Origin of the sequence: Aeromicrobium sp., from assembly GCF_036676885.1 — a bacterium.
Classification (GTDB): domain Bacteria; phylum Actinomycetota; class Actinomycetes; order Propionibacteriales; family Nocardioidaceae; genus Aeromicrobium.
Map to the genome: position 1 here is coordinate 1 of NZ_JAKFCB010000261.1, position 9,864 is coordinate 9,864.

The window sequence follows — 9,864 nt, forward strand, 5'->3', positions numbered from 1 at the left end:
TTCGCCGAGCAGGCCCGCATCTCGGTCAAGAACACCGTGGCGATCGGCGACGGGGCCAATGACCTCGACATGCTCGCCGCGTCCGGCCTCGGCATCGCCTTCAACGCCAAGCCGCTCGTACGCGACCAGGCGCGTACGTCGGTCAACGTGCCCTACCTCGACGCGATCGTCTACCTGCTCGGCATCACGCGCGAAGAGGTCGAAGCCGCCGACGCGGCGGACTAGCTACGGAGCACCGAGTCCAGCAGGCCCGGGAATCGCCTGTCCAGCTCATCCTTGCGCAGACTCACGAGCCGGCCGCGACCGTTCGGGACGTTGCGGACGATGCCGGCCTCCCGGAGCACCTTCATGAGGTGCGACTTGGTCGACTTCGGAAGGTCAGGGTTCGTGGCACCGCAGGCAGCCATGTCGAGAGGCCCGTCGGCGACCTCCCGCACGATCTCGAGGCGAGCGGGATCACTCAGGGCGAACAGCACATCAGTCAGGGTGACGTCCTCGATCGCGGGGTGTTCCAACTCATACGTGGCCATGGTTCGATAATACTTGAACCATGGGCCGACTCGGCGTAGCGTGAAGGTTCTAATCTTTTCGAACCAAGCTCCGAGGACGCCATGACCGCCACCCTGGATGTTCCACAGACCGTTCGCCGTGGCCGCACAGCAGGGTTCAGCCTGGGCCTGTTCGCCTTCGTGGCGATGATGTCGGGCGCGAGCGCGCCGTCGCCGTTCTATCCCGTGCTGCAGCAGGAGCTCGGCTTCACGTCGGCCACACTGACCGGCATCTTCGCGGTCTACGCCATCGCGCTGTTGGCCACGTTGCTGGTCACCGGCTCGCTGTCGGACCACGTCGGACGGCGTCCCATGCTCTCGGTGGGGTTCGCGCTCCTCGCGGGCAGCATGGTGGTCTTCTGGCACGCGGATTCCGTCGAGACGCTGTTCCTGGCCCGCGTCGTCCAAGGCGCCGCGACCGGACTGCTGATGTCGTCGCTGAGCGCTGCCGTCGTCGATCTCGAGCCCCAGCACCGACCCGGTGCCGCGGCGACGTTCAACAGCGTCAGCCCTCTGGCTGGACTGGCTCTGGGCGCGCTGGTCGGGGGAATCGTGCTCGACCACTCCGCGGCGCCCCTGGCGGTCGTCTTCGGCGGCCTGACGGCCGTCTATGCCGTCCTGGCGGCGGCGGTGTGGCTGCTGCCCGAGACATCGCCCCGTCAGACTGGCCTCCTCCGCTCGCTGCGTCCGCGCGTGGGCGTACCGGTCGCGGCCCGGTCAGCCTTCCTCCGGAGTGCCCCGGCCCTGGTCGCCGGGTGGGCCACCGGTGGGCTTTACCTCTCACTTGGCGCACCGATCGTCGCGCAGGAGCTCGGCGGCACGAACCACGTCGAGCAGGGGCTCGTCGTGACGGTCCTGACGGGTGTCGGCGCGGTCGCCTGCTACGTCGCCCGCCACGAGTCGTCGCGGCGCATCACGATCTTCGGCACGAGCGCCCTGGCTGTCGGCACCGCCCTGACGCTTGCCGCCGTCGCTGCCGGATCGCTGGGGGCGTTCATCGCGGCAGCCGTCGTCGCCGGCGCAGGATTCGGCACCGCGTTCCTGGGCATCATGCGCTCGATCACACCGGTCGTCGGACCCCACGAGCGCGGAGAGCTGTTCGCCGCGGTGTTCGTGGTCAGCTACCTCGCGTTCGGCATCCCCGCCGTCGCCGCGGGCATCGCCGCGCCGGACCTCGGCCTGGCCACCACGACGTACGTGTACGGCGGCCTGGTCGTCATCCTGTCGGGCGTCGCCGCAGGGCTGCGCCGGTTCGGGTCGACCGACTAGCTACTCGTCGTCCTCGAGGCGGAAGCCCAGCTTCATCGTGACCTGGTAGTGGGACACGGACGTGTCGGTGACCTGTCCGCGGATGTCGGTGACCTCGAACCAGTCGAGGTGGCGCAGGGTCTGGCCGGCCCGCTTGATGCCGTTGTTGACGGCTTCGGTGATGCCGTCGGGAGAGGTGCCGACGATCTCGGTGACGCGGTATGTGCGATCAGTCATGTCCTGAGCGTACGACCACTCCGTTGCGGGCGTGCTCAGGACCTCGAAGTCCGATCACGCGGGCAGGCGATTGCGACGTAGAGTGGAGGGGTGCCCACCGAACCGCGGAAGCAGCAGGTCTTCTCGATCACGACGGCGGCCGAGTCCCAGAGCGCCGACCGTGCTCGACGCGAGCGGCGCTATGCGATCTCGATGGGCATCAGGACGATCTGCTTCGTCGGCGGCGTGATCGTGCTGACGGCCGTTGCGGCGCCGTGGAACCGGCTCGGCTGGATCCTGTTCGTCGCCGCGGTGTTCCTGCCCTACACCTCGGTGGTGCTGGCCAACTCCGGCGTACGCAAGAAGGGCGCGGGCCCCTCGCCGTTCGGCCCCGAGGCCAAGGGCGAGCTCGAACCCCCGACCGCGCCCAAGCTCGACCGTGAGTGACGTCCTGACCTGCTCGGCCAAGGGCTGCACCGCCGAGGCGACGCATCAGCTGCTGTGGAACAACCCCAAGATCCACACGCCCGACCGCCGCAAGGTCTGGCTCGCCTGCGACGAGCACGAGGAGTCCCTGCGGGCGTTCCTCTCGGCGCGGGGCTTCTGGAAAGAGACACAGCCGGTCTGACGTGGTGTCGACACTGGTCCTCGTGCCTCGGACCAGCTCGACCACCGGTGGTCGGCAGCCGGTCTCAGCCGCCGATCGAGGACATCGGCCGCGACGACTGCAGGAAGCTCGGGTCGTCGATGCCGTGACCCGGCAGCTTCGTCATCATCGCGGCGGCCCAGCGACGTGCGATGTCCTCGTCTGAGGCTCCTGTACGCAGCGCGATCCGCAGGTCGGACTCTTCGCGGGCGAACAGGCAGTTGAGGATCTGGCCGTCTGCGGTCAGCCTTACGCGGTTGCAGTCGCCGCAGAACGGCCGCGTCACCGAGCCGATGATGCCGACCGTATGAGGCCCGTCGTCGACCAGGAACTTCTCCGCCGGCGCCGAGCCGCGTCCGTCCAGCCCCGTCAGCCGGAAGTGCTCACCGAGCAGCGTCAGGGTCTCGTCGGCCGTGACCATCGCCTCGCGGTTCCAGCCGTGCTGCGCGTCGAGCGGCATCTGCTCGATGAAGCGCAGCTCATAGTCGTTCTTCATGCACCAGCGCAGCAGGTCGGGCGCCTCGGCGTCGTTGATGCCGCGCAGCAGCACGGCGTTGACCTTGACCGGCGCGAGACCGGCCTCGCGGGCTGCGGCGAGGCCGTCGATGACATCATGCAGCCGGTTGCGACGGGTGATCTGCTCGAACGTCTCGGGGTCGGTCGTGTCGAGGCTGATGTTGACGCGGTCGAGGCCGGCCGCGGCCAGCGCCTTGGCGGTGTGCTTGAGGCCGAGGCCGTTGGAGGTCATCGCGGTGCGGGGCCTGGACGGCAGCGCCTTGGTGGCGGCAACGAGCTCGGGCAGGCTGCGGCGGAGCAGCGGCTCTCCCCCGGTGAAGCGCACGTCGCGGATGCCCAGGATCTCGACGCCGATGCCGATCAGCCGCATCAGCTCCGCGTCGGTCAGGGTGTCCTCGGTCGGCATCCAGTCGAGACCCTCGGCAGGCATGCAGTACTGGCAGCGGAGGTTGCACCGATCGGTCAGCGACACACGCAGGTCAGTGGCAACCCGGCCGTGTGTGTCGATGAGCTCCATGAGCCCATCCTAAGTGCGCGCGGCGAACCCGGCGGACCCGCGGTTGACCTGCACAACTACCGTCGTCCTGTGTACCGCTTCCTGCTGAGCGCGCGGTGGATCGGATTCGCGGTCTTCGTCATCGTGCTCGCTGCCGTCTGCACCCGTCTGGGGTTCTGGCAGTTCCATCGGCTCGAGCACCGTCTCGACCAGAACAAGGTCATCACGGCACATCTCAACGCCGCTCCCGTCGACCTGACGACGGCGCTCAAGCCGGGCGAGAAGGTCGACGACACGAGCGAGTTCACCCGCGTACGCGCCACCGGCACGTACGACGTCGAGCACCAGGTCACGGTCAAGTTCACGACGCGGGACGGCGCCCCCGGGGTCGATGTCGTCACGCCGTTCGTGCTCGCTTCGGGCCAGGCGGTGCTGGTCGACCGCGGCTGGCAGGAGTCCGACAACACGGTGACCCGTCCCGATGTGCCCGCTCCCCCGCCGGGCGAGGTGACGATCACCGGCTGGTTGCGCCAGGACAACGGGGCCGGCGGCGACGCCGTGCGCCCCATCAAGGGCCAGATCCGGGCGATCTCGAGCGTCGGCTTCGCGAAGTCCGTGCCGTACGACCTGCTGGGCGGCTACCTCAACCTGCGCTCGGAGCAGCCGCCGCCGGCCGAGAAGCTCGCCGCCGAGCCGGAACCGGAACGTGGTCAGGGCCCGCACTTCTTCTACGCGCTGCAGTGGTGGTTCTTCGCGCTGCTGGCGGTCGTCGGCTACTTCTGGTTCGCCAGGTCCGAGGCCAAGGAGCGCCGCAACCCCACCCGCATCGACGGGTTCGCGAGGCCCGAGGGCGCTTAGCGCGCGACCGGTCGAGCGAAACCAGGTGGGACGACCTGCTAGCGCCGGTCAGGCCAGCGTGACGAGGTCGGCGTAGTCCTCGGACCAGTGGTCCTCGTCGCCGTCAGGCAGCAGCAGGACGCGGTCGGGCTCGAGCGCCAGGACGGCGCCCTCGTCGTGCGAGACGAGCACGATGGCCCCCTCGTACGTACGAATGGCCCGCAGGACCTCTTCGCGGGACGCCGGGTCCAGGTTGTTGGTCGGCTCGTCGAGCAGCAGCACGTTGGCGCTCGACACGATCAGGCTCGCGAGGGCCAGACGGGTCTTCTCGCCGCCCGACAGGACGCCTGCGGGCTTGGAGGTGTCGTCACCGCTGAACAGGAACGAGCCGAGCACGCTGCGCGCCTCGGTGTCGGTGAGCTGCGGCGCCTGGGACTGCATGTTCTCCAGGACGGTGCGCGAGGTGTCGAGCGTCTCGTGCTCCTGCGCGAAGTAGCCGATCTTGAGCCCGTGGCCCGGCTGGATCTCGCCGGTGTCGGGCTCGAGCGTGCCGGCGAGCATACGCAGCAGCGTGGTCTTGCCGGCACCGTTGAGGCCGAGCACGACGACGCGGCTGCCCTTGTCGATCGCCAGGTCGACGTCGGTGAAGATCTCCAGGGATCCGTACGACTTGGAGAGCCCCTCGGCCATCAGCGGGGTCTTGCCGCACGGTGCAGGCTTGGGGAACTTGATGTTCGCGACCTTGTCCTGCACGCGCTCGCCCTCGAGCCCGGCGACCAGCTGCTCGGCGCGACGCAGCATCTGCTGGGCCGTCGCCGCCTTGGAGGCCTTGGCACGGAACTTGTTGGCCTGGCTCGTCAGCTGGTCGGCCTTCTTGACCGCGATCGCCCGCTCGCGCTTGCGGCGGTGCTCGTCGGCCTCACGCTGCTTGACGTACTGCTTCCAGCCCATGTTGTAGATGTCGATCGTCGCGCGGTTGGCATCGAGGTAGAGGACCTTGTTGACGGTCTCCTCGATCAGCTCGACGTCGTGGCTGATGATCACCAGGCCGCCGCTGAAGCTCTTGAGGAATCCGCGCAGCCAGACGACCGAGTCGGCGTCCAGGTGGTTGGTCGGCTCGTCGAGCAGCAACGTGTCGGCGTCGGAGAACAGGATGCGGGCGAGCTCGATGCGGCGGCGCTGGCCGCCTGACAGCGTCGACAGGGGCTGCTCGAGCACTCGGTCGGGCAGCCCGAGGGCCTTCGCGATCGTCGCGGCCTCGGACTCTGCGGCATACCCGCCACCGGCGCCGAAGATCGTGTCGGCGCGGGTGTAGGCCTTCATGGCCTTCTCCGCGATCGCCGGGTCGGGCGAGCCCATGTCGATCTCGGCCTTGCGCATCGCGGTGAGCGCTTCGTCGAGGCCGCGCGCGCCGAGGATGCGGTCGCGGGCCGTGGTTGCGAGGTCACCGGACTTCGGGTCCTGCGGGAGGTAGCCGATCTTGCCGGTCGTCGTGATCGAGCCCTCGGCGGGCTGGCCGTCGCCGGACAACATGCGCGTCAGGGTCGTCTTGCCGGCGCCGTTGCGGCCGACGAGGCCGATCTTGTCGCCCTTGTCGATACGGAACGAGACGTCGGACATCAGGACACGCGCGCCGAAGCGCAGCTCCACATTGGAGACGGTGAGCATGGAATGACTTTCAGATCAGGGTGTGCGAAAAGGCCGGCGTACGGACGCCGGTCTCATTCCCGCTGATGAAAGCTCACCCACACAGTCTACGGGCTCGCTGACGAGAGGCTTACCGCCCAGCGAGGAGAGGGTTAGTGCCCTTCGTCACTGTCGATGCGGGCCGGAACCCTCTCGCCAGGGGGCTGAAACCCTCTCGCCAGCGGGCTGAAACCCTCTCGCCAGCGGAGGGTCAGCCGATGTTGAAGCCGAGGGCTCGCAGCATCTCGCGGCCGTCGTCGGTGATCTTGTCCGGGCCCCACGGCGGCATCCAGACCCATTCGATCCGGAAGTCGTTGACGAGGCCGTCGAGGGCAGCGCGGGTCTGGTCCTCGATGACGTCGGTCAACGGGCAGGCCGCGGAGGTCAGCGTCATGGAGAGCACCGTGTTGCTGTGCTCGTCGACGTCCGCACCGTAGACGAGGCCGAGGTCGACGACGTTGATTCCGAGCTCGGGGTCGACGACGTCCTTCATGGCCTCCAGGACGTCCTCCTTGGTCGTGCCGCCCTTGGGGCTCAGCTCGACGTCGGGCAGGTCGCTGTGATCGGTGGTCATTTGGTGTCTCCCGTGCTTGGAGTGTCTGAAGATGTGGTGACGAGCGCCTGCGAGACGGCGTCCTTCCAGGCCATCCAGCCCAGCAGCGCGCACTTGATGCGGCCGGGGAACTGGGCGACGCCGGCGAACGCGATGCCGTCCTCGAGGATCTCCTCGTCGGGCTCGATCTTGCCCTTGCCGTGCATGAGGGTGTTGAACTCGTCGAGGACCGCCATGCCCTCGTCGACGCTCTTGCCGACGATCAGGTCGTTGAGCACCGAGGTCGACGCCTGGCTGATCGAGCAGCCCTGCGCGGCGTACGAGACATCCGAGACGGTGTTGCCCTCGAGGTGCACCCGCAGGGTGATCTCGTCGCCGCACGACGGGTTGACGTGGTGCACCTCGGCCTCGAACGGCTCGCGGAGCCCGGCGCCGTGGGGTCGCTTGTAGTGGTCCAGGATGATCTCCTGGTAGAGCGAGTCCACGTTCATCGCGTCAGTCATGGCTCAACCTCCGCTGCCCTGTCAAGAGAAGTACTTCTTCGTATGGTGCAACGCTTCGACCAACGCATCAATTTCCGCGGTCGTCGTGTAGAGGTAGAACGACGCGCGCGTCGTCGACTGCACGCCGAAGCGCTGGTGCGCGGGCTTGGCGCAGTGATGGCCGGCTCGCACGGCGACACCGCGCGAGTCGAGCAGCTGCGAGACGTCGTGGGGGTGGATGTCGCCGAGCGTGAAGCTGATCGCTCCCCCGCGGTCGACGGCCTCCTTGGGACCGACGATCGTGAGCCCGTCGATCTCCTGGAGCGCGCCCAGGGCGTACGCCGTGATGGCCTGCTCGTGGGCCGCGACGTTGTCCATGCCGATCGCCGAGAGGTAGTCGACAGCGGCGCCGAGTCCGACCGACTGCGCGATCGGCGGCGTCCCGGCCTCGAAGCGTGCCGGCGGCGGGGCGTACGTCGACGTCGCCATCGTGACGGTCTCGATCATCTCGCCGCCACCGAGGAACGGCGGCAGCTCGGCGAGCAGGTCGTAGCGGCCCCAGAGCACGCCGATGCCGGTCGGGCCGACCATCTTGTGGCCCGTGAACGCGACGAAGTCCGCACCGAGCGCCGCGACGTCGACCGGAAGCTGCGGCACGGCCTGCGACGCGTCGACGACGACCAGCGCGCCGACCGAGTGCGCCTTGGCGATGATCGTGTCGAGCGGGTTGATCGTGCCGAGCATGTTGGACACCCAGGCGACCGAGACGACCGCGGTCCGCTCGGTGATGAGCTGATCGATGTCGTCGAGGTCGAGGCGACCCTCGTCGGTGACACCGAACCACCGCAGATTGGCGCCAGAGCGCTGGCTCAGCTGCTGCCACGGCACGATGTTGGAGTGGTGCTCCATCTCCGTGATGACGATCTCGTGGTCCGGGCCGACCCGACCGGAGTCGCCGAGCACGCGGGCCACGAGGTTGAGCGCCTCGGAGGCGTTCTTGGCGAATACGACCTCGTCGCGGCTCGGGGCGCCGATGAACGCGGCGACCTTGTCGCGGCCGAGCTCGAACGCCGCACTCGCCTCGGCGCCGAGCTGGTGCATCGCGCGCGCGACATTGGCGTTGTGCTGCCGGTAGTGGTCGTCGATCGCGTCGATGACCTGCACGGGCTTCTGCGAGGTGTTCGCGCTGTCGAGGTAGACCAGCGGGAAGTCGCCGGCCAGACGACGTCCCAGGATCGGGAAGTCCTCCCTGATCCTGGCAACGTCGTACGTCTGGGTTCCCTCGACGACGGTCATGCCTGAGCCGCAGCCTTCACGTACTTGTCGTACCCCTCGGCCTCGAGTTGATCCGCGAGCTCGCGACCGCCCTGCTCGGCGACGCGGCCGGCGACGAACACGTGGACGTAGTCGGGCTTGATGTACTGCAGGATGCGCGTGTAGTGCGTGATCAGCAGGACGCCGCGGTCACCCTGGCCGCTGTAACGGTTGACGCCGTCGGCGACGACACGGAGCGCGTCGATGTCGAGGCCCGAGTCGGTCTCGTCGAGGACGGCGAACTTCGGGTTGAGCAGCTCGAGCTGGGCGATCTCGTGGCGCTTCTTCTCACCACCGGAGAATCCCTCGTTGACGCTGCGCTGCGCGAACTCCTTGTCGAGCGTGACCCGCTCGAGCGCCTCGTTGACGTCCTTGACCCAGGTGCGGAGCTTGGGAGCCTCGCCGTCGATCGCGGTCTTGGCCGTACGCAGGAAGTTGGCGACCGAGACACCGGGGACCTCGACGGGGTACTGCATCGCGAGGAACAGGCCGGCGCGGGCGCGCTGGTCGACCGTCATCGAGAGGATGTCGACGCCGTCGAGCGTGACCGAACCGCTCGTGATGTCGTACTTGGGGTGGCCGGCGATCGAGTAGGCCAGCGTCGACTTGCCGGAACCGTTGGGGCCCATGATGGCGTGGACCTCGCCGGAGTTGACCGTGAGGTCGACGCCTTTGAGGATCTGCTTGTCGCCTTCCTCGGTCTTGACCGAGACGTGAAGGTCCTTGATCTCAAGGGTGGACATGTGTGCTTCAGCTCCTGGGTGAGAGGTCGACCATGACGGTGTCTCCCTCGATCTGGGTGGGGTAGGTGGGTACGGATTCGGTGGCGGGGAGGTTGACCGGCTTGCCGGTGCGGACGTCGAAGCGGGATCCGTGCAGCCAGCACTCGATCTCGCAGCCCTCCACGTCGCCCTCGGACAGTGGGATCGACGCGTGCGAGCACTCGTCGCGCAGGGCGTAGACGTCGTCGCCGTCACGCACCAGGGCGACCTCCTCGCCGTCGATCTCGACGGCGAGCACGCCTCCCTTGGGTACGTCGGCCAGCGCCGCAGCGGCAACGAAGGTCATCCGAGGCGTCCTACGTGCTCGGCCAGCTCCTCCTCGATGGAGGCGACCAGGCGCTCCTGCAGGGACGGAACGCCGATGCGGCGGATGATGTCGTTGAAGAAGCCGTGCACGACGAGTCGACGCGCCTCTTCCTCCTCGATGCCGCGGCTCTGCAGGTAGAACAGGTGCTCGTCGTCGAAGCGGCCGGTCGTGGACGCGTGACCCGCGCCCTCGATGTCACCGGTCTCGATCTCGAGGTTCGGCACCGAGTCGGC

Annotated in this window: 15 protein-coding genes; 5 read left to right on the top strand and 10 right to left on the bottom strand. The window is 68.1% G+C overall.

Features of this window, described 5'->3' with window-relative positions; translation table 11 throughout:
• The coding region (locus V6M46_RS11680; RefSeq protein ID WP_332665153.1) for an HAD hydrolase family protein at positions 1-225 on the top strand (225 nt) is incomplete at its 5' end.
• Here the strand turns inward: V6M46_RS11680 and V6M46_RS11685 are convergent.
• Entirely contained in the window at positions 222-530 is a 309-nt protein-coding gene (locus V6M46_RS11685) for an ArsR/SmtB family transcription factor (protein ID WP_332665155.1), read from the bottom strand. The two genes, V6M46_RS11680 and V6M46_RS11685, sit on opposite strands and share 4 nt — an antisense overlap.
• An 81-nt stretch (positions 531-611) precedes the next feature.
• On the opposite strand from V6M46_RS11685, the gene V6M46_RS11690 reads away from it, so the two are divergent.
• Positions 612-1,817: an MFS transporter gene (locus V6M46_RS11690; RefSeq protein ID WP_332665156.1), complete on the top strand. Its 1,206-nt coding sequence runs from the start codon at positions 612-614 to the stop codon at positions 1,815-1,817.
• On the opposite strand, the gene V6M46_RS11695 is transcribed toward V6M46_RS11690, so the two are convergent.
• Positions 1,818-2,033 (bottom strand): dodecin, encoded by a 216-nt coding sequence (locus V6M46_RS11695; RefSeq protein ID WP_332665158.1) that lies wholly within the window; start codon positions 2,031-2,033, stop codon positions 1,818-1,820.
• A 90-nt stretch (positions 2,034-2,123) separates the two neighbouring features.
• Here V6M46_RS11695 and V6M46_RS11700 point away from each other — a divergent pair, with 90 nt between their 5' ends.
• Positions 2,124-2,459 carry a DUF3099 domain-containing protein gene (locus V6M46_RS11700; protein WP_332665160.1) on the top strand — a complete coding sequence of 112 codons (336 nt, stop codon included), beginning with the start codon at positions 2,124-2,126 and terminating at the stop codon, positions 2,457-2,459.
• A complete protein-coding gene (locus tag V6M46_RS11705) occupies positions 2,452-2,640 on the top strand; it encodes an acetone carboxylase (protein ID WP_332665162.1) in 189 nt (62 codons plus the stop codon). The genes V6M46_RS11700 and V6M46_RS11705 overlap by 8 nt, the downstream gene beginning before the upstream one ends.
• Positions 2,641-2,704: 64 nt before the next feature.
• Here V6M46_RS11705 and moaA read toward each other — a convergent pair whose 3' ends face one another.
• On the bottom strand, positions 2,705-3,691 hold the full coding sequence (gene moaA, locus V6M46_RS11710; RefSeq protein ID WP_332665164.1) for a GTP 3',8-cyclase MoaA: 987 nt from the start codon (positions 3,689-3,691) through the stop codon (positions 2,705-2,707).
• 69 nt (positions 3,692-3,760) lie between these two features.
• Between moaA and V6M46_RS11715 the strand changes: the two genes are divergently transcribed.
• Positions 3,761-4,528 (top strand): SURF1 family cytochrome oxidase biogenesis protein, encoded by a 768-nt coding sequence (locus tag V6M46_RS11715; RefSeq protein ID WP_332665165.1) that lies wholly within the window; start codon positions 3,761-3,763, stop codon positions 4,526-4,528.
• A 48-nt stretch (positions 4,529-4,576) separates the two neighbouring features.
• Here the strand turns inward: V6M46_RS11715 and V6M46_RS11720 are convergent, their stop codons facing one another.
• The 7 genes from V6M46_RS11720 to V6M46_RS11750 form a co-directional block, all read right to left on the bottom strand.
• Positions 4,577-6,175, bottom strand: coding sequence for an ABC-F family ATP-binding cassette domain-containing protein (locus tag V6M46_RS11720; protein WP_332665167.1), 1,599 nt, complete (start codon positions 6,173-6,175; stop codon positions 4,577-4,579).
• Between the two features lie 229 nt (positions 6,176-6,404).
• Complete coding sequence (locus V6M46_RS11725) at positions 6,405-6,767, bottom strand: metal-sulfur cluster assembly factor (RefSeq protein ID WP_332665168.1); 363 nt, start codon at positions 6,765-6,767, stop codon at positions 6,405-6,407.
• Positions 6,764-7,237 carry a Fe-S cluster assembly sulfur transfer protein SufU gene (sufU, locus tag V6M46_RS11730; protein WP_332665178.1) on the bottom strand — a complete coding sequence of 158 codons (474 nt, stop codon included), beginning with the start codon at positions 7,235-7,237 and terminating at the stop codon, positions 6,764-6,766. The genes V6M46_RS11725 and sufU overlap by 4 nt, the downstream gene beginning before the upstream one ends.
• Before the next feature lie 33 nt (positions 7,238-7,270).
• Positions 7,271-8,524, bottom strand: coding sequence for a cysteine desulfurase (locus V6M46_RS11735; RefSeq protein ID WP_332665170.1), 1,254 nt, complete (start codon positions 8,522-8,524; stop codon positions 7,271-7,273).
• Entirely contained in the window at positions 8,521-9,285 is a 765-nt protein-coding gene (gene sufC, locus V6M46_RS11740; RefSeq protein ID WP_332665172.1) for a Fe-S cluster assembly ATPase SufC, read from the bottom strand. The genes V6M46_RS11735 and sufC overlap by 4 nt, the downstream gene beginning before the upstream one ends.
• 7 nt (positions 9,286-9,292) lie before the next feature.
• On the bottom strand, positions 9,293-9,610 hold the full coding sequence (locus V6M46_RS11745; RefSeq protein ID WP_332665174.1) for a non-heme iron oxygenase ferredoxin subunit: 318 nt from the start codon (positions 9,608-9,610) through the stop codon (positions 9,293-9,295).
• The coding region (locus V6M46_RS11750) for a SufD family Fe-S cluster assembly protein (protein WP_332665176.1) at positions 9,607-9,864 on the bottom strand (258 nt) is incomplete at its 5' end. The genes V6M46_RS11750 and V6M46_RS11745, both read right to left, overlap by 4 nt.

Bases quoted from the DNA above. Each gene is read 5' to 3' on its own strand.
- V6M46_RS11685 (WP_332665155.1), bottom strand. From the start codon at position 530: ATGGCCACGTATGAGTTGGAACACCCCGCGATCGAGGACGTCACCCTG.
- V6M46_RS11690 (WP_332665156.1), top strand. From the start codon at position 612: ATGACCGCCACCCTGGATGTTCCACAGACCGTTCGCCGTGGCCGCACA.
- V6M46_RS11695 (WP_332665158.1), bottom strand. From the start codon at position 2,033: ATGACTGATCGCACATACCGCGTCACCGAGATCGTCGGCACCTCTCCC.
- moaA (WP_332665164.1), bottom strand. From the start codon at position 3,691: ATGGAGCTCATCGACACACACGGCCGGGTTGCCACTGACCTGCGTGTG.
- V6M46_RS11720 (WP_332665167.1), bottom strand. From the start codon at position 6,175: ATGCTCACCGTCTCCAATGTGGAGCTGCGCTTCGGCGCGCGTGTCCTG.
- V6M46_RS11725 (WP_332665168.1), bottom strand. From the start codon at position 6,767: ATGACCACCGATCACAGCGACCTGCCCGACGTCGAGCTGAGCCCCAAG.
- sufU (WP_332665178.1), bottom strand. From the start codon at position 7,237: ATGAACGTGGACTCGCTCTACCAGGAGATCATCCTGGACCACTACAAG.
- V6M46_RS11735 (WP_332665170.1), bottom strand. From the start codon at position 8,524: ATGACCGTCGTCGAGGGAACCCAGACGTACGACGTTGCCAGGATCAGG.
- sufC (WP_332665172.1), bottom strand. From the start codon at position 9,285: ATGTCCACCCTTGAGATCAAGGACCTTCACGTCTCGGTCAAGACCGAG.
- V6M46_RS11745 (WP_332665174.1), bottom strand. From the start codon at position 9,610: ATGACCTTCGTTGCCGCTGCGGCGCTGGCCGACGTACCCAAGGGAGGC.